We start from the raw sequence: 21194 nt of genomic DNA, 5'->3' as shown, positions 1-21194 counted from the left end.
GGCCGGCCGTGCTCACCCGGTCGGCGCGAGCACGGTCGTACGGCCTCCCAGCGCGGCCGAGAACTGGTCCGTGACCTGCGCCAGCGCCTGAGCGGCGGCGGGCGCGACGACGGCGCCGCCCTCGCCGCCGGCGGTGATGTCCTTGTCGAGGGTGAACCAGCCGGGCACGATGTGCCCCGCGCCCATGGAACTCAGCACCGGGCGCAGGGCGTAGTCGATGGCCAGGACATGGGCCGTGCTGCCGCCGGTCGCCAGCGGCAGCACGGTCTTGCCGGCCAGCGCGTACTGGGGGAGCAGGTCGAGCAGCGACTTCAGCAGTCCCGAGTACGCGGCCTTGTACACGGGAGTGCCGATCACCACCCCGTCGGCCTGTTCGAACAGGGCCGTGGCGGCGACGATCGCCGGATGGCCGAAGTCGGCGCCGAGCAGCGCGTCGGCGGGGAGGGTGCGCACCTCGAACGGGGTCACGTCGTGGCCCTGGCGGCGGAGCCGGTCGTCCAGGTGACGCAGGAGCCGGGTGGTGCGGGAGGTGGGGGAGGGGCTTCCGGAGACGGACAGGATGACGGCCATGGCAAGACCTTCCGGGTTCGGGGTTCGTACGTACGGAGCGGGCGGGCGGGGCCGGGTGGTGCCCCCTGCCGGGCGCTCACCAGGGGCTCACCACGGGCTGGACCGCACCGTGATCAGCGGCCGCAGTTCGTTGCGCAGCGTCTCCAGGAAGGTGACGACCTCGGCCGCCACCGAGCGGTGCTGGAGATCGTTGAGGACATCGTGGTGGGCGCCGTGGACGACCGAGAGCCGGGCGCGCGGCCATGACGTCGCGGTCCGTACGAGCGCCTCGTGATCGGCGAGAGGATCGGCGTCGCCGGTGAGGAGGAGCACCGGGACCGTGACCTCGCCCTCGTCGGCGGCGGCCAGCAGGGACTCCGGCACCGCCTCGTCGAGCGCGCCCCGCCGGACCCGGGGATCCTGGGTGAGCACCCCGCGGTGAGCGGGGCAGGCGGTGCGGACGTCGAGCTCGCGGTCCCAGGCGCCGGCGGTGCCGCCGGTCCGGCCGGGCAGGCCCGCGAGGACGAGGGCGTCCGGCGGCCGGACGACCGGAGCACCCGCCCGGCCGAGGAGCGCGGCGAGGGCGGCGGCCCCCGAGTCGGCCCCGACGAGGACGACGGGCCGTGCGGCGCCGTCCGGCGGCCCGGTGTCCTCGACGGCGTCGGAGAGTTGGACGGCGAGCCGGTCCAGGGAGGCGGCCGGGTCACCGGCGTCGAGGACCGGGGTCTCGACCACCCGGACGCGGTAGGCGTCGGCGGCGAGCCGCCTGCCGAAGCGGGCGTAGGTGGCCGGGGTCTCACCGCGGCCGGGAACGACGAGGACGGTGCCGCGGGTGCGCAGCCCCTCGGGGCCGTGGTGGTCGGCGTACCGGGTCATGTCACACTCCCGCGGATACGGGCTCGGTGTGCCGGTTGGGCGGGACGGGCAGGCCGAGGTTGCCGCGCAGGGTCTCCGCCGCGTACTCGGTGCGGAACAGGCCGCGCCGCTGGAGGATCGGCACGACGCCCTCGACGAAGAGGCCGAGGTCGTCGTCGGTGCGGAAGGCGAGGTTGATGCCGTCGAAGGCGCCCGCGGCGAACCACTGCTCGATGGTGTCGGCGACGGTCCCCGGCGCCCCCACGAACGGCGAACGGCGGAACTGGGCGACGGACTCGGCGACCTGACGCAACGTCAGTCCCTCGGTCCGGGCCCGCTCGATGATCCTGGCGGCGCCGGTGCGGCCGCCCTTCTCGGCGAGGTGCACCACGTCGGGGAAGGGCGCGTCCAGGTCGTGCGCACGGAAGTCGTACGCGCCGCAGGAGCGGCCGAGCAGGGCGAGATTCCGGTCGAAGTCGTTGTCCTCCTCGAAGATCTCCCGTTCGCGCCGCCGGGCCTCCCCGTCCGTGGCCGCGACGACCGGTCCGCCGTGGATGAAGATCTTGATGTGGTCGGGGTCGCGGCCGTACGACGCGGTGCGCCGCTTGATGTCGGCGTAGTACTCCCGCGCCTGCTCCAGGGTGCCGCCCGGCGCGTAGATGCCCTCGGCGACCCGCGCGGCGAGATCACGGCCCTCCTCGGAGACCCCGGCCTGGAAGATCACCGGCTGACCCTGCGGGGAGCGGGAGAGGTTCAGCGGCCCGGCGACCGTGAAGTGCTCGCCCACGTGGTTCAGTTCATGAAGTTTGGCCGGGTCCAGGAAGACATTGCCCGCCACGTCGGCGGGGAAGGCGTCCTCCTCGTACGAGTCCCACAGCCCGCGGGCGACCTGCACGGACTCCAGGGCGCGGCCGTAGCGGGTGGCGTAGTCGAGGTGCTCGTCGAACCCGTAGTTCCTGGAGGTGCCGGTGTCGAAACTGGTGACGACGTTCCAGCCGGCGCGGCCGCCGCTGATGTGGTCGAGCGAGGCGAACCGGCGGGCCAGGTTGAAGGGCGAGTTGTACGTGGAACTCGCCGTGCCCACCAGCCCGATGTGCCGGGTGTGGGTGGCGACCGCCGACAACAGGGTCAGCGGTTCGAGGCGGTTGAGGTAGTGCGCCGGGTAGGTGGCGTTGATGAACTGGCTGTCGACGACGAACAGGGCGTCGAAGAGGGCGTGTTCGGCGGCCTGGGCCTGGCGGATGTAGTAGCCGATGTCGATGCTGGCGTTCTTCGCGACCCGGGGGTCCTTCCACAGGCCGTGCTGGCCGGGGCCGCCGACACCGTAGGGGTGGAGCGCCAGATGGATGGTGCGGGACATGACGGGTTCCCTTCTTCTTCTCGGGCTGAGGTCTCGTGGCGTGTGTCGGGCTCAGGGGGGCGACAGGGCGGCGCGCAGGGCCTCGCGTTCGGATCGGTCGGCCGGTCCGGAGCGCAGGGTCGGCGCCGAGCTGACGAGGAGGCGTGTGTAGGGGTGGCGCGGGCGGCCGATGACGTCGCGGGCGGTACCGGTCTCGACCAGCTCCCCCTGGTACAGCACCGCGATCCGGTCGGCGACACCGGCCACGGACCCGAGGTCGTGGGAGATGAGGACGAGGGCCACCCCGGCCGCCCGCAGTTCCTTGAGGATCTCCAGGACCTGTACGCGGTTGGCCGAGTCCAGGGCGCTGACCGGCTCGTCGAGGAGGACCACCCGCGGTTCGGTGACCAGCGCCCTGGCCACCGCGACCCGCTGGCGCTGGCCACCCGAGAGCTCCCCGGGCAGCCGGTCGAGCAGATCCTCGGAGAGCCGGACCCGGTCGAGGAACACCCGCACCCGGCGCGCCGCCTCGTCGCGCGCCACGCCCTGGACGAGCAGCGGTTCGGCCAGCGAGGTCCCGACGGTGAGGTCCGGGTCGAGGCTGCGCAGCGGGTCCTGGAAGACGTACTGGATCACGCCGCGGCGGCGCAGGGCGCGCCACTGACGCGGGCCGTACGCGCCGACCTCCTCCCCGGCGACGACCACCGACCCCGCCGAGGCGCGCACCAGGCCGAGGGCGGTCCGGGCGAGCGTGGACTTGCCCGAACCCGTCTCGCCGATGATGCCGACGGTCTCGCCCGGCGCGACCTCCAGCGAGACCCGGTGCAGGGCGCGCCGGCGCCGGCGCCCCCGCCCGTAATGCACATCGAGGTCCCTGACCTGCAGGACCGGGACCGTGATCCGCCCGCGGCCGGCGGGCTCCTCCCGCGGCAATGCGGTGGTCACGCGTCCTCCTCGGGGGTGAGGAACTTCTCCAGCCCGTACTGCTCGTGCTCGGCGATCAGCAGCCGCGTGTACGCGTGGCTCGGACGGTGGAGCACCTCACGCGTCGGGCCGTGTTCGACCACCTCGCCCTCCCGCATGACCAGGACCTCGTCGCACAACTGGGCGACGACGGCCAGGTCGTGGGAGACCACGACGAGCGCCAGCCCGGTCCGCTCGCGCAGGTCGGCCAGGAGATCGAGGATCTCGGCCTGGACGGTGACGTCGAGTGCGGTCGTGGCCTCGTCGGCGACGAGGATCCGCGGCCCGGCGGCGATCGCCGCCGCGATGAGGACCCGCTGGAGCATTCCGCCGGACAGCTCGTAGGGGTACTGGTCCCGGACCAGCTCCGCGTCGCGCAGACGCACCGCGCGCAGCAGCTCGGTCGCCTCTCGGCGGGCCTCGCGCCGCTTCACACCCTTCTTGACCCGGATGACCTCGGCGATCTGCGCGCCCACCCGGATCGAGGGGTTGAGGTAGGACGCCGGGTCCTGGAAGACCGCGCTGATCGTGGCACCCCGCAGCGCCGTCCACCGGGCGGGTGTCAGGGCCGCGATGTCACTGCCGTCGATCTCGATCGAGCCGCCGGTCACCTCGAAGTGGGCGGGCAGGATGCCCAGCGTGGCGCGGCAGGTGAGGGTCTTCCCGCTGCCCGACTCGCCGACGATGCCGACCGCCTTGCCGGGCGTGAGCGTGAAGCTCACCCCGTGGACGATCTCCCGGTCGCCCGCCCGGTCGCTGATCCGGACGTCGCGCACCGACAGCACCGGCGCCGCGGGGCCGGCCGGACTGCCGGCGCCCGTGGCCCCGGCCCCGGGCCCGGGGCCCGTCGTGGCCCGGGCCGTGACGTGGGCCTCGGATTCGGCCTCGGCCTCGGCTCCGGCCTCGGATTCGGTGTCGAGCTGGTCGGACAGTGTCGTCATCACGCACCTCCGGCGGGGGCGGGGTCGGTCTGGTCGAGGCGGTTGGCACGGGCCTTGCGGCTGTTGACGAGCGCGCGGCCCGCCTCGCCGGACACATCGCGGATCGCGTCGGCGAGGAGATTGCAGGCCCAGACGGTGATCATGATCAGCAGGGCGGGGGCGAACGGTGCCCAGGGCCGGTGGCTCAGGTATCCGAGGTCCGAGGCGAGCAGTCCGCCCCACGTGGGCGCCGGCGGCTGGACGCCGATCCCGAGGAAGGTCAGGCTCGACACGATGACGAAGCCCACCCCGATGGTCTGCGCGAGCGCGACCGCGATGGGCGGGAGCACCTTGGCCCACACGTGGCGGCGCACGATCCAGCCGGTGGAGGCACCGGCGACCAGTGCCGCCTCCACGTACTGCGAGCGGGCCACGGCCAGCGTGGCGGCGCGGGCGACCCGGTAGAACAGCGGCGACACCAGCGCGCCGGTGACGAGCATCGCCTGGGTGATGCCGTTGCCGAGCAGTGCGATGACGGCGACGGCGAACAGCAGGAACGGCAGCGCGACGAGTGTGTCGGCCAGCCGCAGGGTGATCCACTCGAAGGCCCGCCCCAGATGGACCGAGAGGATCCCGGGGATCGCTCCGACGACCAGCGCGGTGAGCGCGACTTCGAGCGAGCCGAGCACACTGACACGGGAACCGTCGAGGAGCCGGCTCAGCACGTCACGGCCGAGATGGTCCGTCCCCAGCCAGTGGGCGCCCGAGACGCCGGCCAGGGTGTTGTCACCGGCGGCCAGCGGGTCCTGGGGAGCGAGCAGCGGACCGAACAGGGCGAGCAGGGCGATCGCGGTGAGGACGGCCACGGCGATCCGGCCGGACGTCAGGGAGAGCACGCGGCGCACCATGGTCACACCCCCCGCCGGGCTGCCGGAGTCACCCGTGCCAGCACCAGATCGACGATCAGGTTGAAGGCGACGACCAGGACGATCGACACCACGAGGACCCCTTGCACGGCCGGTACGTCACCGGCCTGGGCGGAGTCGTTGGCGAACCGGCCGAAACCCTGCAGACCGAAGATCCACTCCGTGACGACGGAGGCGCCGACCAGGGCGGGGAACTTCAGGCCGAGGGTCGCGAGCGTCGGGCCCAGGCCGTTGCGCAGCACATGGCCGAAGAAGATCCGCCGCGTACCGAGCCCTCGTACCACCGCGCCCGTGACGTAGTTCTCGCGGTACGCGGCGATCAGGCTGGTGCGCAACTGGCGGGCCACATCGGCGATCACGTCGAAGCTCAGCGCGACGGCGGGCAGCGTGATGTGGGCGAGCCACGGGCCCACGCCCTGTTCCACCGGGACGTAACCGGCGGAGGGGAACAGCCCCAGCCCCACCGCGAAGACGGCGACCAGCACGATGCCGACGACGAAGGCTGGCATCACCGATATCACCGTGACGAAGCCGGTGACGGCGCGGTCCACCCAGGTGGTGCGCCGCAGCGCCGCGACCGTGCCGAGGGCGAAGCCCACGACCACACCGATGAGCAGCGCGAGGGCCGCCACCGACAGACTCACCCCCAGGCCGAGGCCGATGAGGGTGGAGATGTCGGCCCCGTTGGTCCAGCTGGTACCGAGCTGTCCGTGCAGGACACCGGTGAACCAGTCCCCGTACTGCGTCAGGAAGGGCCGGTCGAGACCCCACTGGGCCTCTACCCTGGCGATCGCCTCGGGTGTCGCCTCCTCGCCCAGCTGGATCCGCGCCGGACTGAGCCCGCTCAGTGACCGCAGCGCGAACGTCACGAACGTCGCGACCAGGAAGACCGGCACGAAGATCGCGACCGACCGGGCGAGCGTGACCAGGACACGGCCCAGCACCTGCCGGGCCCTGGGGCCGTACGCCGCCGCCGCGGGCCCGCGCCGGGGAACGGGCGTGGCCTCGGCCTCTGCTGTCGTCATGATGTACCTCCTCTCTGTGGTGGACCCTGTGGTGGCCCTGTGATGAACCTGGTGACTTCGTGGTGGACGGCGGGTCAGTTGCCGCCGGAGATGGTCACGCCGGTCCAGTCGATGTGGGCGGGGTTCTTCGGCAGGTCCGAGACCGATGTGCTCTTGGCGATGAGGTTCGGCTGGGAGTACGTGAAGACCAGCGCCCGGCTCTCCAGCCCGGCCCGGGTGGCCGCCCGCAGGACCTCCGCGTACTCCGGCGAATCCAGCGGGGTGCGGCGGACCTTGGCCACGGCCGCCTCGAAGCCCGGCGGCTCGTAGGGTGAGCTGAGGTTGAGCGGACCGTCCGGGCCGAAGTGCGCGGTGAGGGTCTGGGCGGCGGAGTCACGACCGGTGGTCGAATAGAGCGAGAACGCCAGGTCCTTGGCGAAGAACGGGGTGGCCCAGTTCTTGTCGATCTTGATGTCGACGGTGATGCCGGCCTTCGCCAGCTGCGACTGCACGATCTCCGCCTGGGGATCCTCCGACGGGATGACGAGGTTCAGCTTGAGTTCGCCGGGCCGGTAGCCCGCTTCGGCGAGGAGTTTTCTCGATGCCGCCGGGTCGTAGGCGTACGCGTTCTCGGACCGTGGGTCGTAGGCCACGTACCCCTTCGGGAACGGCTGGTCGGTCACTTCGCCGTAGCCGAAGGTCAGTTTGTCGACGAATTCCTGACGGTTGATCGCATGGCGGACGGCGTCGACGACCTTGTCGTTGTCGAAGGGTGCCTTGTTGACGTTCAGGCTGATGTTCGAGGCGTTGAACCCCGGCTGGACGAAGACGTCGAGGCCCGCCTTCTTGGCGGCCCGTGCCTGGCTCGGGTCGATGTCGGCGAAGTTGTAGACGCCGGTCTGCAGGCCGGAGACCACCGTGGACGCGTCGGGGGCCGAGGTCAGCTCGACGTTGTCGATGTGGATGTTCTTCGCGTCCCAGTAGTCCGGGTTCTTCTTCAGCACCGCCTTGGTGCCGGGGACGAGCTGCGTGACGGTGAACGGGCCGGCGCCGACCGGGCCCCGGTCCAGTTTCTCCGGGGAGGCCGCGGCCTTGGGGCTGGCGATCTGCAGGACGCGCTGCCCGAGGAGCTGCGGGATCTGGTGGTCGACCTGGCTGAGGTGGACCACCGCGTCGAGCCCGTCGGCCTCCACCGAGCTGATCGATGTCAGATCGCCGAAGAGCGCCGAGTTCCGCTGTTTCTTCGCCCGTTCGATCGCGGCCTTCACCGCGGCGCCGTCGACCGGCTCACCGTCGCTGAACTTCAGCCCGGGGCGCAGGTGGAAGGTGATCCGGTCGCCCTTGTCGTTGTACTCCCAGCTCTTCGCGAGATCGGGGACGGCCTTGCCGGTCTCGTCCGTACGGGTCAACGACGCGTACACCAGGGCGAGTTCGCGAAACTGCGCGCCGCTGCCGCCGACCACCGGGTCCCAGTGCGAGGGGAAGTAGGAGGAGGTCCACTTCAGTGTGGCCCCGCCGTTCGCCGACGCGGCGTCGCCGCCGCAGGCGCTGAGGGCGGGGACCAATACCGTGACCAGGGCGGTTCCCAGGGCCGCGGCGCGAAGGCCCCGGGCGGGGCGGCGGGGTGTGAGTCGTCCGGACATCTCAATTCTTTCTTCGAAGGCTCCGGCCCGCGTGCGGCAGCGGTCCGGCCCCGCGCCTGACACGTCCGGCACCCGGAGGGGCACGCCGGTGCGTGCCGTGGCGCGCACGATGGCGTGCCGCGCCCGGGGCATGAGGCGTCGGCGGGTTCACGGTGAGGCCGGGAGTACGGGGGAGTACGGAAGCGCGCGGCAGGCCTGGAGTACGGGAGTACGGGTGGAGAGGAAGCGCGACATGAGAAGAAGGGCGGCGCGAGCGGCCCGTGGCCCGGTGGCCGGTGCGACAAGGCGGACCGGTGCCGGCGGGAGCGGTCAGGCGCCCGTGAGCCGTGGGTGGCGGGCGGTCAGCGACAGAGAGCGCTACAGGTGCGCCGCAGGTCCACGTAGCGGCACACCACGCCGGGGTGCGTCGTGAGCATGCTGCACATCCTGGGGCCATCCGTCAGCCGGTGTCAATGGACACCAATTGGTGTCTCATTCGGCGGGACGGACCCGACCGCAGATCAGAGGCCTGTCACGGCCTGAGGGGCGCGCCGCCGTCGGTGGCCGGGTGCGTCGCGGCCTCCTCGGCGTGCAGCCACAACGGACCGTTTCCGGTCGCCACCCGGACCGCCCCCGCCACGGGCCACGGGCCGTGCGTCAGCGGCCCGCGCTCGGGATCCGTCAGGCTCCGGTACCGCGCCAGTGCCTCCGCCGCGGGCAGGGTCACGGGAGCCCGCGGCAGCCCCGGGCACAACTCCTCGACGGCCGAGGCGTACTCCTCGTACGTCCGCCAGCCCGGAACGGCGCGATGCCCGGCCGCGGTGCGGACCAGCAGCGTCGGCAGCGCGTAACGGAACCCGCCGTCGAGGGTCTCCTTGGCGGTCCCGGGGTGCGGCGATCCGCCGCGCACGGACAGCACCTCGCGCACCGGCCGGCGTGCCTCCGCGCGGTCGGCGCGCACCTCCTCCAGCACCGCGTCCGACGCCGCGTCACCGGCCAGCCGCTCCCCGTCCAGGCCCGGCACGCCCCGTACCGCCGCCAGCGCCAGCGCGAGGGTGTCCGCCGGCTCCCCGAGGACGAACACGGTCTCCCGCAGCCGGCGCAGCACGCGCGCGCCGACCTCGGCGCCCTGCCGTTCGGCGGCCTTCGCCACCAGCGAGGACGGCCACGAACTCGCCGCCACCCGGCTCAGACGCACCGCCCTCGGGGCGTGCGTGTGACCGCTGATGTCCTCGACATACCGCGCGTACCAGGCGGTCTCCGCCGCCGGATCGGGCGCCGGATCGTCGTCGTGGTCGAAGAGGACGCAGTACACGCGGCGCCAGCGGGCCCGGCCGGCCAGCGCTGCCCGGAGCCGGCGGAACACCGGCTCCGAACCCCAGGACCAGGGGCAGAGCGGATCGGTGTACTCCACCACCTCCACCGCCGGCCGGTCCGGCGGCGCCGTCACGCGGCTCCCTTCCGGCCGGTGTGCCCGCCCACCCCGGCGGGCAGCAGCGCGGCAACCGTCGTCCCGCCCAGCAGCGCGGCGGCGTCCGCCTCGACCTGGCGCCAGACGCCGGGCAGCCCGGAGGCCGCACCGGGGTAGTCGAGTTCGGCCAGCGGCTCGCCCCGCAGGGAGAGCAACTCGCCGTCCACGGCGCGCACCACGTCCAGAAGCGTGATCCCGTCGGCGGGCCGGCCGAGCCAGTACCCGCCCTCGCAGCCGCGCTGGCTGCGCACCAGACCGGCTCTGCGCAGCTCACCCACCACGGACTTCAGGAACCGGAACGGGATCTGCTGTGCGGAGGCGATGGCCTCGCACGTGAGCGGGCGGGCAGGTTCGCGGGCGAGCTCCAGCAGGGCCCGCGCGGCGTAGTCCGCCTTCGCGGAGATATGCATATCCACATCATGCCCGACGAGATGCCCGGGGCGAGGGCCCCTCGCGCTTCCCTCCCTCCATTGCGGGAACATTGCCGCAGGTGAAAGGTAATGGACACCTCTTGACATCCTTTTCCCGGCGGCTCTAGCGTCGCCCACCATGAGCGAGCCGCTGACCACCCCCGGCGAAGGTTTCCACCCCCATCTCCACGGTTCCGCCGAGCGGTCGGCGGCGCCCCTGGGCACCCGTCTGCACCACATCCGCGCCGACGCGCTGGACGGCGACACGGCGCAGACCACGGGTATGCGGAGGTTCGCCGCCGTCAGCGGAAGGACGGTGGGCTCCGAGAAGCTGTGGATGGGCCAGACCCATGTCGCCCCCTCGACCTCCTCCTCCGACCATCACCACGGGGAGTCCGAGACCGCCATCTACGTCGTCGGCGGACACCCCGAGTTCGTCTTCCTCGACGACTCGGGTCCGCGGCCGGAGGAGGTGCGGCTCCGCACGTCCCCCGGTGACTACATCTTCGTCCCCCCGTTCGTGCCGCACCGCGAGGAGAACCCCGACCCGGCCGAGGAGGCCGTGGTCGTCATCGCCCGCAGCACCCAGGAGGCGATCGTCGTCAACCTCCCGCGGCTGTACGCGCTTCCGGCCGACGACGCCTGACGGTCCCGCCGGGGCGCGGCGTTCGCGGCCGGGCCCGGCGGGGGAGGGGCCCTACGCGCCGTACTCCCGCTCCCGTACCACCCGGCGCTCGATCGCCTCGACCTCGAACCGGCCCTCCGGGCTGCCGTCGCGCGCGCGGATCGCCGCGCGGACCAGCGCGAGATGGAAGAGCGCCGGGGCGCACGGGGTCCACCGCTCGGCGGGCTCGTCCAGCAGGAACCGCAGGACGCTCTCCGGGTCCGCCGGGACGAACGCGTGGCCGTCGTGCTCCCACCTGTCCTCGATGCCACGGCTCCACCGCGTGCGGAGATCCTCCTCCGTGAGGTCGGTGAGGACCGCCCGGAAGAACGCCGCCCACTGGTTGTTGCGCACATCGAGGCCGAAGCCGAGGAGTTCGAGGTCGACCGCGTCGGACCCCTGGACGGCGAGCTCCTCGCGCAACGCCCGGCGGGCCACGGCGTGCAGACTGACCCGGCCGTCGGCCGAGAGATCGTGATCGCGGGCGAGACCCTCGTTCGCGGACGAGTTCCACTTGGAGCTGTTGGGCCCCGCCACCCGGGAACTGCGGTGTGTCGCGACCGGATCCTCGGCGATGTCGGTACGCGCGACGGCCAGACGTTCCACGGCGAAGCGCGGGTTGTTGGAGGCGGACCGGCCGCGGGTGGTGTGCCGGGACCTCGTGACGGTCGTGGCGGAGGTGTAGCGCGGCGGCGGCGCGGCGTATTACTGCACGTTCTCGCAGGTCAGCAGTGCTCTCCGGGCCCGGTGGTAGCCTCGGCGCATGGACTCGCACGATCTCGCCAACCTGGCGCATCTGCGGCGGGCGCGGGATCTGATCGACCGGGAGTACGCCCGTCCGCTCGACGTACCGACGATGGCCCGCCACGCGCTGATGTCGCCGGCGCACTTCTCGCGGCAGTTCCGGGCGGCCTACGGCGAGACCCCTTACAGCTATCTCATGACCCGCCGGGTCGAGCGGGCGATGGCGCTGCTGCGGGCGGGTGCCACGGTGACCGAGGCGTGCATGGCGGTCGGCTGTACCTCGCTCGGCTCGTTCAGTTCGCGTTTCACCGAACTCGTGGGGGAGACCCCCAGCGCCTACCGCGGCCGGGAGCATCACGCGGTGTCGGCGATGCCCCCGTGTGTGGCGAAGGCGTGCACACGGCCGGCCAGAAACACACCGAGCAGGATTCGAGAAGCGGGCGGCGAGGCCGCCGCCTAGCGTGGATCCCATGACCATCGCACTCCAGTACTGCCACATCACCGTCAACGATCCCGACGAGGCGCTCGGCTTCTACCGCGACGCACTCGGCCTCGAAGTGCGCAACGACGTCGCCTCCGGCGGCTTCCGCTGGGTCACGCTCGGCAGCCCGGCCCAGCCCGGCCTTGAGATCGTGATCTCGGAACCCCACGCCGGCCGGTCCCAGGCCGACGGCGACGCCCTGCAGGAACTGCTCACCAAGGGTGTCCTGCCCATGACCGTCTTCCGCGCCGACGATCTCGACGCGACCTTCGAGAACGTGCGCACCTCCGGCGCCGAGGTGCTGCAGGAGCCCATGGACCAGCCCTGGGGTCCCCGCGACTGCGCGTTCCGCGACCCCTCGGGCAACATGGTGCGGATCTCGCAGGCGCCGAAGGGATAGCGGCGACGGAAACGCTGTACGGCGGCGACGCCGGAGAGGGCTTCCCCGGGCCGTCCGGCGAAGCCCTCTCCGCCGTGCCGCCCCTCCCCGCGCGCGGAGCGGTATCCCGCCGGCTTCCGGCGACCGAAGCCAACATCTCCCCGTGAATCCGGCGCAACCATCCGTGCCGCTCGCGGGTCACATCAAGTAGGAGCAACCCGCTCTCAGGGATACAAAGGGGAGATATGAGAATCAAGCGCAACATCGCGGTCGCCGGGGCGTTAACCGCACTGGCGCTGGGCACCACGACCGCGGTCGCCACGACCGCCTCCGCCGCACCCAACGTCACACCACAGGGCGTCTGCGGCAGCGCGTACAAGACCGTCAACTCGGCGCCCATCAGCTCCCTGGGCACCGTCTACCTCACGTACAACTCGTCGAACGGCAAGAACTGCGTCGCGACCATCCGCGCCAACCCGGGCAAGGCCACGTACGTGTCCGCGTACCTCTACGTCCCGGACACCGACGAGTGGGCCGGGGACGACGGCAACTACACGTCGTACGCGGGACCGGTGTACGCCTACGGCAAGGGCCACTGCGTGAGCTGGGGCGGCAGCATCAACAACGTGTACGTCTCGGTGGAGAACTCCAACTGCGCCTCCCTGAAGGAGCACCGGGTCACCGAGATCCGCTGATCCGGTCCCTCACCCGGCTGCGAGGTCCCGCGCCGCGGGTGGCGCGGGATCTCGCAGTGGGCACTCTTACGAACCGATACGCAATTCGGAACGGTCACGCGTACGCGTCATCGAAATTCCGCACCGCACCGAATTCCCGCACCTTATCGAAATACCCGTACGTCATCCACATCCCGCACCTCACCGGACTATCACCCGGAGAAGTTCCACACCGATCTGCATGAGGTGTTGTACATCGACGCGGTGATAGACGTACCGTCCACTTCTCTCCGATGTCAGCAGCCCTGCGGAGCGTAGTTGCGCGAGATGCCGGGAGACCTGTGGCCGCGTCATATTTGTGCGGCGGGCCAGATCCGACGTCGTGATCGCCTCGTTGACCAGGTGACGGCACAGGTTCAGGCGCGCCGGGTCGGAAAGGACCGTCAGTCGTCGGCGTACCTCGTCGATGGACGGGGGCTGGCCACGCCAGGCCACCGGATAATTCACCACCACCGGGAATCCCGGTTCGCCACGGACGATGAGGTGCGGGCGGCCGTGAACGCTCGGGACGAGAAAAATATGGTTCCCGCGGAGCGGGACGGTCAGGTTCTGCAGCTTGTCGAAGCGCACTCCCCTGCCGTCCTGCACCGGCCGCGCCGCCGGGCTCACCGAGGAGATCAGCTCCGCGAGCGGCAGCCCGTGCAAACGGGAACGCGTCTGGTCGGCCTCGTCCCGCAGCCGGGACTGAATACGCCCCCATTCCTTCGCGAAGAACTCCTCCACGGAGTCCTCCAGCGTCCGGACGAGAATTCCGCGGAATGCCTCCGGATCGTCGGTCAACGACCGTGCCAGCTCGCCGCGGGAGAACGAGCGCGCCTCGCACGCCGCGATGAATTCGTCCGGCCGCGTGACCGCTCCCCGGGGATCGAAGGACCCGCCCTGAATCGCGTAGGCGGCGGCCTCGACAAATGCCTGCTCGGGGAGGTGTGCGACGCGATCGATCTCCGTCTCCACCTCTACGTCGAGCGGCGGACTGAGCGGCAGCAGGAGGCGGCAGCGGCGACGTGCCCAGAGCGGCGCGAACCGCGTCAGCCTGTGCCGCAGTTCCCGCGGCAGCGATGCGTCGATCTTCATCAGCCACGACTGGGAGTCGAGGTGGTGGTCGGGTTCGGCCAGCGAGTGCAGACAGGCCTGGAGCTCTGAGATCGGTGACGTTCCGATCGTCACGTCCGAGCTCTTCGCGCCCCTGAGATCGAGCAGCACTGGCATCCGACGACTGTAGTCAACAGTTGTCGCCCTCGCGGTAACGATCGCGCTCACCACGGCGAACGCGACCTACAGTCCCGGCTCATCGGTGAACACAACGACGCGAGGAGCGGACGTGGTCGAGAGCCCGGGCAGGGACGACGGCTGGCAGGCGGTCCCGGAACCAGGATCCGGATGGCGCCAGGTGGTCCAGGTGCCGATGCGCGACGGAGCCGCACTCGTCGCGGACGTCTACGCGGCCGGGCCCGACCCGGCCCCCAGGCCGGTACTTCTGGAGCGCACGCCCTACGGCCGCCGCACGGCACGCGGCTCGGACGGCGCCTTCGAGTCCTGGAACCCGCCCCCGCCGGAGGCGGTGTGCCGGCGCTTCGTCGAACGCGGCTACCACGTGGTCCGGCAGGACTGCCGCGGCCGTGGTGACTCCGGCGGTACGTTCGTCAAGTACCTCAACGAGGCCGAGGACGGATACGACACCGCCGAGTGGATCGCGGCGCAACCGTGGTGCGACGGCCGGGTGGCCACGATGGGGGTCTCCTACGCGGCCCACGCGCAGAGCGCGCTCGCCTCGCTGGGCACCCCGTCCCTGTCGGCGATGTTCCTCGACTCCGGCGGCTTCGCCAGCGCCTACGAGACCGGGGTCCGGCTGGGCGGGGCCTTCGAGCTCAAGCAGGCGACCTGGGCCTTCGCCAGGGCCAGGACCAGCGCGGCGACCCTGGGCGACCCGGTGCGGGGAGCCGCGCTGGAGAGCGAGTCGATCGAGGAGTGGTTCCGGCATCTGCCCTGGCGGCGGGGGCACTCACCGCTGCGGCACGCGCCCGAGTACGAGGACTACCTGTTCGAGCAGTGGGAGCACGGCCGGTTCGGGCCGTACTGGCAGCAGCTCGGCATCTACGGCCGAGGGCGCTTCGACCGCTTCCCCGACGTGCCGAGCCTGCACATCTCCAGCTGGTACGACCCGTACATCCGGACCGCGGTCGAGAACTTCCACGAACTCGGCGCCCGCAAGACCAGCCCGGCATATCTGGTCCTCGGACCCTGGACCCACGGCCGGCGCAGCGTCTCCTACGCGGGAGACGTCGATTTCGGCCCCGAGGCGCCCCTGGACGGCAACCTGGCGGCGGACTACGCCGAGTTCAGGGCGGACTGGTTCGACGCGCGGCTGTCCTCCGGGCCGTCGCGGGACCCGGCGGTCCGCTACTTCCGGATGGGCGGCGGATCGGGCAGGCGCACCACCGAGGGGCGGCTCGACCACGGCGGACGCTGGCTGGCCGGCTCCACCTGGCCGCCGGAGGACGCGCACACCGCGGAGTTCCGGCTCACCGCCGACGGGGGGCTCACCCCGGAGCCGGAGGCGCTCGCCGGGTACCTGGAGTACGACCACGATCCCCGCGACCCGGTCCCGACGATCGGCGGGCAGGTGACGTCCGGCGAGCCCGTGATGGCGGGCGGGGCCTTCGACCAGCGCCCCGACGACCGGACCTTCTCCCTGACGGGGTCGCGGCTGCCGCTCGCCTCCCGGCCCGACGTCCTCACCTTCCAGACCGCTCCGCTGGAACGGGACGTCGTGGTGGCGGGCCCCGTCGTCGCCCGGCTCACGGTCTCCTCGACCGCCGTCGACACCGACTTCACGGTGAAGCTGATCGACGTACACCCGCCGAGCGCCGACTACCCGGCCGGCTTCGCCATGAACCTGACCGACGGCATACTGCGCTGCCGGTACCGGGACTCGTTCGAGTCGCCGTCGCCGCTGGAACCGGGACGCCTCTACGACGTGACGGTCCACGCTCCCGACACGGCCAACCTCTTCGCCCGCGGCCACCGGATCCGGGTCGACATCAGCTCCAGCAACTTCCCCCGCTTCGACGTCAACTCCGGCACCGGCGCGCCCGAGACCACCGACCGGCGCCGGGTCGTCGCCACCAACCGGGTGTACGTCGACGGACGCTCCACGGTCACCCTGCACGTCCTCACGGAGGAGCCGGCGTGAACGACCGTACGGACATCACCCTCGCCGCCGTCGGCGACCTCGTCCTCGACGACGACGTCCTGACCCCCCGCCTCGAAGCGACCGCACCCCGGCTCCTCGACACCCTGCGCGGCGCCGACGCCACCATCGGGAACTTCGAGACGACCGCGATCGACTTCGACCGTTTCGACGGCTGGCCGGAGGCCGAGCCGGGGGGATCGTGGCTGGTCACCTCGGTCCGCAGCGGTGCCGATCTGCGCGCCATGGGCATGGACATGGTGTCGCGGGCCAACAACCACGCCACCGACTGGGGGGTGGCCGGGCTGCGCTCCACCAGCGCCGTCCTCGACGCGGCCGGACTCGTCCACGCCGGCGCCGGCGAATCGCTCACCGCCGCACGGGCCCCGCGCTACCTCTCCACCCGCCGGGGGCGGGTCGCGCTCGTCTCGGCGGCCAGCCGCTACCAGGCCATGTCGCTCGCCAGTGACCCGTTCGGGATGGTGCCGGGCCGCCCCGGCATCAACGGCCTGCGCACCAGGAAGTGGTTCGCCGTCCACCCCGACGAGCTCCGGGCCATGGCCGCGATCCGCGACGGTCTCCCGCCCGCCTCCCTCCACCACCTGGCGCGCAAGGCCGACGCGCGGGACGGCTCCGTGACCCTCGGAGGGACCGCGTTCGTCTCCACCGACCGCACCGAAGGCCGGGCCGGACCGCACTGGCAGGTCGAGGACGAGGACATCACAGCCCTGCGCACCGGTGTGCGACAGGCCAAGCAGAGCGCCGACCTCGCCGTGGTCGCCCTCCACACCCACGAGCCCGGCAACTACAGCACCGAGCCGCCGCCCTTCCTGCACGACCTCGCGCACGCCGCCGTCGACGAGGGCGCCGATGTCGTCCTCGGCCACGGTCCGCACCAGCTCCGCGGCATCGAGGTGTACCGGAACCGGCCGATCTTCTACTCGCTCGGGAACTTCGTCTTCCTGCAGAACCGCCAGTTCCCGCTGACCCGCGAGGCCTGGCGGCGTACCGGCCTGGACCCCTCCCGGCACACACCGGGCGAGATGCTCGAACAGAAACGGATCAAGGGACCCTTCGCCGGTCCGGTCTGGTACGAGAGCGTCGCTGTCACCCTCACCTTCACCCGGCACGGTGTGCTCGACATCGCCCTTCTCCCCCTGACGCTCACCTTCGACACACCGCACCACTCCGACCGGGGAACACCGCGGGTCGCGGACGCCGCCGCCGGGGCCCGCATCCTCGGCCGACTCCGCATGCTGTCGCGGGCGTACGGTACCGAAATCCTCCTCGACCAGGGTCAAGGCACCCTCCGCATCGATCTGTGAGCGCGACCCTCCGGTAAAGGAACCAGAAAAATGATCACCACGTCCGATCCCACGCACACCCCGGAAGGGCTCACGCGCTTTCTGGACAGAATCGAACGAGTGGGCAACAAGCTGCCCCACCCGTTCTGGCTGTTCTCGATCCTGTTCGGGGTCGTCGCCGTCACCAGCGCGATCCTGGCCGCCGCCGGTGTCTCGGTCCTGGACCCCGCGACCGGCGATCCGTCCCCCGTCAGGAACGCGCTGTCGGTCGACGCGATCCGTGAGCTGATCCTCGGCGCCGAGGAGTCCTTCCTGACCTTCGGCCCGCTGGGCACCATGATGATCATCATGCTCGGCCTCGCCGTCGCCGACCGCTCCGGCATGCTGGAGTCGCTCGCCCGGCACGCCCTGGGCCGGGTGAGCCCCGGGTACGCCGTGTTCACGGTCTGCCTGGCCGGCGCGCTGTCGAAATTCCTCTCCTACAGCGCCTACGTCATCCTCATACCGCTGGCGGCGATGGTCTTCAAGGCGGTCGGCCGATCCCCCATGCTGGGCATGATCGTGGGCTTCCTGTCGATCAACGCCGCCGGGGACGCCAACCCGTTCATCGCGCCCGGCGATGTCATCTTCGCCAAGATCGCCACCGAGGCGGCGCGGATCGTCGACCCGGACACGGTCGTCCGGCCCACCGACAACACCTACTTCACCACCGTCTCCGCGGTCGTCCTCGCGATCGTGCTCACCGTGGTCACGGAGAAGATCCTCGCCAGGCGTGAGCACGAACTCGTCCCGGACAGCGACGCCGCCGGCCCGACCACCGGAGCCCGGGCCGGCGCCGTCCCCGAGGAGACCGAACTCCGCGCGCTGCGTTCGACCGGCGTCGTCGCCGTGCTCTTCCTGGGCCTGCTGATCGTCGGGATGATCCCGGCCGGCTCCCCGCTCCGCGGCGAGCACGGCGCCATCCTCGACTCCACACTGTTCAACAGCATCGCCCTCGTGCTGAGCCTGTTCTTCCTGGTCATCGGAGCCACCTACGCGTACCGGACCGGCCGGCTCACCCACTCGTCCGATCTGCCGAACTTCATGGCGGACGGCATCAAGTCGGTCGCGCCGCTCCTCGTGCTCTTCTTCGCGGTCTCGCAGTTCCTGGCCCTGTTCCAGTGGACCTCCATCAGCACCGTCGTCGCGGTACGGGGAGCGGAGGTCCTGCGGGGGCTGGACGCCCCGGTCTTCCTCGTCCTCATGCTGCTCATCGCGGGCATCGCCGTGCTGAACCTGCTCATCACCAGCGGGACCGCGCTGTGGGCACTCCTGGCGCCCGTGATCATCCCCATGACCATGCTCATCGGCGCCTCCCCGGCGACGGTGATGGCGGTCTACCGGATCGCGGACTCCTGTACCAACTCCATCACCCCGATGAGCGCGACCTTCATGCTCACCGTCGGCTACCTCCAGACGTACCGGAAGGAGGCGGGCATCGGCACCCTGGTGTCGTTCACGCTTCCGGCCGCGCTGGCGATGATGGTCGCCTGGACCGCGCTGTTCGCGCTCTGGTACGCCCTGGGGCTGCCGCTGGGTCCCGGTGCCCCGGTCCACTGACCCCAGGGTCCCCGGGGCCGTCGCGGGAGACCGTGTCACGGAGGATCCGGATCAATTCTCCGTAGTGTCGACGAAAATCGGCGGGCCTTCGCATGCTGTACGGAATGCCACCCCGGAACGGCTTTCCGGTCGCGCACCGGCGTCCTGGACGACGGAGAGGGACGTGACTGCTGATCAGTTCCGAGAACGGACCGCACGTCGGCCGGCGGTCCTTGCCGGCCGGCGCCGCCGGATCCCTCGCGGTGACGGCGACACTGCCCGCGGCCACCGCGCGGGCCGACGGACCCGCGCGGCCCGCCGTCCCGCGGGCCGCGCCCGGGTGGTCCGCTGTCCCGCGGGCCGCGCCGGGCGGGCGGTACCCGGAGAACTGGCCCGCCCTCATGACGTCGTTACTGTACCTTCTGGAATGTATAGTTACTGTCTTCGGTCGCGCGGGTGTGTCACGGCGCGGCGAAGGACGGAACGGTGACGACAGATGAGGGAAAACGACTATGAACGGCAGCGCGAGGCGCTGGTGGCTGCTGGTGACCGTGTCGGTGGGTCTGCTGCTGATCAGCCTGGACATGTCGGTGCTGTACACGGCACTGCCGAGACTGACGGAGGATCTCGGGGCGGACGCCTCGCAGAAGCTGTGGATCATCAACGCGTACCCCCTGGTCATGGCGGGACTGCTGCTCGGGGCGGGCACGCTGGGTGACCGTGTCGGGCACAAGCGGATGTTCCTCACCGGGCTCGTCCTCTTCGGCGCCGCCTCCGCGCTGGCGGCGTTCGCCGCCACCCCCGCCCTGCTGATCGGGGCGCGGGCCTTCCTCGCGGTGGGCGCCGCGGCGATGATGCCCGCCACGCTCTCGCTGATCCGCGTCACCTTCGACGACGAGCGCGAACGCACCATGGCCATCGGAGTGTGGGGCTCGACATCCGTCGTGGGAACGGCGCTCGGACCGATCGTCGGCGGACTGCTCCTGGAGTACTTCTGGTGGGGGTCCGTCTTCCTGATCAATGTGCCCGTGGTGCTGCTCGCCCTGATCGCCGGCGCCGCCCTCGCACCCGGCGACACCCACCGCTCGGACAAGCCCTGGGACCTCGTCGCCTCGCTGCTGGTCATGGCGGGACTGGTCGGCCTGGTCTACGCCGTCAAGGAGGCCACCAGGCCGGGCCCGCAACCCCTGCACGTCGTGGCCGCGCTCCTCGTGTCGGCCGCCGGGTTCACGCTGTTCGTCCGCAGGCAGCGCCGCCAGGACCATCCGCTGCTCGATCTCGCCCTGCTGCGCCATCCGCACATCCTGTCCGGCATCGTCGCGGCGGCACTGGCCATGTTCGGCACCGCGGGCGTCCAACTGGTCCTCGCCCAGCGGCTGCAACTGGTCGTCGGCCTCACCCCGCTGCACGCCGGAGTGCTGGTGGCCGCCTTCGCCCTCGGCTGCCTGCCCGCCGGCATCGTCGCGGGGAGCCTGGCCTGGCGCACCGGTCCCCGTCCGCTGATCATCGGCGGTCTGCTGACCGCGGCGGCGGGTGTCCTCCTGACGCTGCTGCTCACCCCCGGCGCGCTGCCGGTCCTCGACGTCCACCCCGACCACCCGGTCTGGGTCGTCCCCGGACTGCTCGTGGCGGGCGCCGGGACGGGCCTGGCCATGACCGCCGCCTCCGCGGCCATCATGGGCAACGCGCCCGCCCACCGCGCCGGCATGGCCGCCTCCGTGGAAGAGGTCTCCTACGAACTCGGCAGCCTCTTCGGTGTCGCCGTCCTGGGCTCCGCCCTGACCTCCCTCTACACGAACACGGTCCGGCTGCCCGAGGGCAGTCCCGCGGCCGCGAAGGACAGTCTCGACCAGGCGCTGACGGCATCCGGCAGGCTGCCCGAGGACCGGGCGGGCAGCCTGCTGGACGCGGCCCACGCCGCGTTCGACAACGGCTACGTCGCCGTCCTGCTCGTCGTCACCGCCGCCCTGGCGATCGGCGGAGCGGTCACGGCCCGGCTCCTCGCCGCCCCCACCGCCGCCGTGAAGCAACGGGAGCACGCGCCGCGATGACGCCCGGATC

Annotated in this window: 20 protein-coding genes; 8 read left to right on the top strand and 12 right to left on the bottom strand. The window is 71.6% G+C overall.

From position 1 onward, the window contains the following. Window positions 1–12: 12 nt before the first annotated feature. The 10 genes from ssuE to ACFXKG_RS13375 form a co-directional block, all read right to left on the bottom strand. A complete protein-coding gene (gene ssuE / locus ACFXKG_RS13420; protein WP_384836837.1) occupies window positions 13–570 on the bottom strand; it encodes an NADPH-dependent FMN reductase in 558 nt (185 codons plus the stop codon). Between the two features lie 87 nt (window positions 571–657). After that, a complete protein-coding gene (locus ACFXKG_RS13415; RefSeq protein WP_384836834.1) occupies window positions 658–1425 on the bottom strand; it encodes an alpha/beta hydrolase in 768 nt (255 codons plus the stop codon). A 1-nt stretch (window position 1426) separates the two neighbouring features. Beyond that, window positions 1427–2764: an NtaA/DmoA family FMN-dependent monooxygenase gene (locus ACFXKG_RS13410; RefSeq protein ID WP_384836831.1), complete on the bottom strand. Its 1338-nt coding sequence runs from the start codon at window positions 2762–2764 to the stop codon at window positions 1427–1429. 51 nt (window positions 2765–2815) lie between these two features. Further along, the gene (locus tag ACFXKG_RS13405) at window positions 2816–3688 is read right to left on the bottom strand and encodes an ABC transporter ATP-binding protein (RefSeq protein ID WP_384836828.1); all 873 of its coding nucleotides are present in this window, start codon (window positions 3686–3688) and stop codon (window positions 2816–2818) included. After that, window positions 3685–4647, bottom strand: coding sequence for an ABC transporter ATP-binding protein (locus ACFXKG_RS13400; RefSeq protein WP_384836825.1), 963 nt, complete (start codon window positions 4645–4647; stop codon window positions 3685–3687). The genes ACFXKG_RS13405 and ACFXKG_RS13400 overlap by 4 nt, the downstream gene beginning before the upstream one ends. After that, window positions 4647–5534, bottom strand: a complete 888-nt coding sequence (locus tag ACFXKG_RS13395; protein WP_384836821.1) for an ABC transporter permease — start codon at window positions 5532–5534, stop codon at window positions 4647–4649. The genes ACFXKG_RS13400 and ACFXKG_RS13395 overlap by 1 nt, the downstream gene beginning before the upstream one ends. A 2-nt stretch (window positions 5535–5536) precedes the next feature. Further along, the gene (locus ACFXKG_RS13390) at window positions 5537–6577 is read right to left on the bottom strand and encodes an ABC transporter permease (RefSeq protein ID WP_384836817.1); all 1041 of its coding nucleotides are present in this window, start codon (window positions 6575–6577) and stop codon (window positions 5537–5539) included. A gap of 74 nt (window positions 6578–6651) precedes the next feature. Then, window positions 6652–8199 carry an ABC transporter substrate-binding protein gene (locus ACFXKG_RS13385; RefSeq protein WP_384836814.1) on the bottom strand — a complete coding sequence of 516 codons (1548 nt, stop codon included), beginning with the start codon at window positions 8197–8199 and terminating at the stop codon, window positions 6652–6654. A gap of 511 nt (window positions 8200–8710) precedes the next feature. Next, complete coding sequence (locus tag ACFXKG_RS13380; protein WP_384836811.1) at window positions 8711–9628, bottom strand: DsbA family protein; 918 nt, start codon at window positions 9626–9628, stop codon at window positions 8711–8713. Continuing rightward, window positions 9625–10059, bottom strand: coding sequence for an RrF2 family transcriptional regulator (locus tag ACFXKG_RS13375; protein WP_384836808.1), 435 nt, complete (start codon window positions 10057–10059; stop codon window positions 9625–9627). The genes ACFXKG_RS13380 and ACFXKG_RS13375 overlap by 4 nt, the downstream gene beginning before the upstream one ends. A gap of 139 nt (window positions 10060–10198) precedes the next feature. Here ACFXKG_RS13375 and ACFXKG_RS13370 point away from each other — a divergent pair, with 139 nt between their 5' ends. Beyond that, complete coding sequence (locus tag ACFXKG_RS13370) at window positions 10199–10705, top strand: cupin domain-containing protein (RefSeq protein WP_384836805.1); 507 nt, start codon at window positions 10199–10201, stop codon at window positions 10703–10705. A gap of 51 nt (window positions 10706–10756) precedes the next feature. Here ACFXKG_RS13370 and ACFXKG_RS13365 read toward each other — a convergent pair whose 3' ends face one another. Further along, on the bottom strand, window positions 10757–11329 hold the full coding sequence (locus tag ACFXKG_RS13365; protein ID WP_384836802.1) for a hypothetical protein: 573 nt from the start codon (window positions 11327–11329) through the stop codon (window positions 10757–10759). 157 nt (window positions 11330–11486) lie between these two features. Between ACFXKG_RS13365 and ACFXKG_RS13360 the strand changes: the two genes are divergently transcribed. The 3 genes from ACFXKG_RS13360 to ACFXKG_RS13350 all read left to right on the top strand — a co-directional run bounded on the left by ACFXKG_RS13360 (window position 11487) and on the right by ACFXKG_RS13350 (window position 13022). Next, window positions 11487–11927 (top strand): helix-turn-helix transcriptional regulator, encoded by a 441-nt coding sequence (locus ACFXKG_RS13360; RefSeq protein WP_384836799.1) that lies wholly within the window; start codon window positions 11487–11489, stop codon window positions 11925–11927. Window positions 11928–11937: 10 nt separating this feature from the next. Next, window positions 11938–12348 carry a VOC family protein gene (locus ACFXKG_RS13355; protein ID WP_384836796.1) on the top strand — a complete coding sequence of 137 codons (411 nt, stop codon included), beginning with the start codon at window positions 11938–11940 and terminating at the stop codon, window positions 12346–12348. A gap of 224 nt (window positions 12349–12572) precedes the next feature. Further along, entirely contained in the window at window positions 12573–13022 is a 450-nt protein-coding gene (locus ACFXKG_RS13350; RefSeq protein ID WP_384836793.1) for a spore-associated protein, read from the top strand. Window positions 13023–13202: 180 nt separating this feature from the next. Here the strand turns inward: ACFXKG_RS13350 and ACFXKG_RS13345 are convergent, their stop codons facing one another. Then, window positions 13203–14324: a DUF5937 family protein gene (locus ACFXKG_RS13345; protein WP_384836790.1), complete on the bottom strand. Its 1122-nt coding sequence runs from the start codon at window positions 14322–14324 to the stop codon at window positions 13203–13205. A 58-nt stretch (window positions 14325–14382) separates the two neighbouring features. On the opposite strand from ACFXKG_RS13345, the gene ACFXKG_RS13340 reads away from it, so the two are divergent. From ACFXKG_RS13340 to ACFXKG_RS13325, 4 genes are all read left to right on the top strand, one after another. Beyond that, window positions 14383–16254 (top strand): CocE/NonD family hydrolase, encoded by a 1872-nt coding sequence (locus ACFXKG_RS13340; protein ID WP_384836787.1) that lies wholly within the window; start codon window positions 14383–14385, stop codon window positions 16252–16254. After that, window positions 16251–17576 carry a CapA family protein gene (locus ACFXKG_RS13335; protein ID WP_384836784.1) on the top strand — a complete coding sequence of 442 codons (1326 nt, stop codon included), beginning with the start codon at window positions 16251–16253 and terminating at the stop codon, window positions 17574–17576. The genes ACFXKG_RS13340 and ACFXKG_RS13335 overlap by 4 nt, the downstream gene beginning before the upstream one ends. Window positions 17577–17606: 30 nt before the next feature. Continuing rightward, complete coding sequence (locus ACFXKG_RS13330; RefSeq protein ID WP_384836781.1) at window positions 17607–19154, top strand: AbgT family transporter; 1548 nt, start codon at window positions 17607–17609, stop codon at window positions 19152–19154. Between the two features lie 491 nt (window positions 19155–19645). Beyond that, complete coding sequence (locus ACFXKG_RS13325) at window positions 19646–21184, top strand: MFS transporter (protein WP_384836778.1); 1539 nt, start codon at window positions 19646–19648, stop codon at window positions 21182–21184. The last annotated feature ends 10 nt before the right edge of the window (window positions 21185–21194 follow it).

It is taken from the genome of Streptomyces sp. NPDC059255, from assembly GCF_042752355.1.
Lineage (GTDB): Bacteria > Actinomycetota > Actinomycetes > Streptomycetales > Streptomycetaceae > Streptomyces.
Note: the sequence above shows the minus strand (reverse complement) of the source record. Positions and strands in the feature narration are given on the sequence as shown.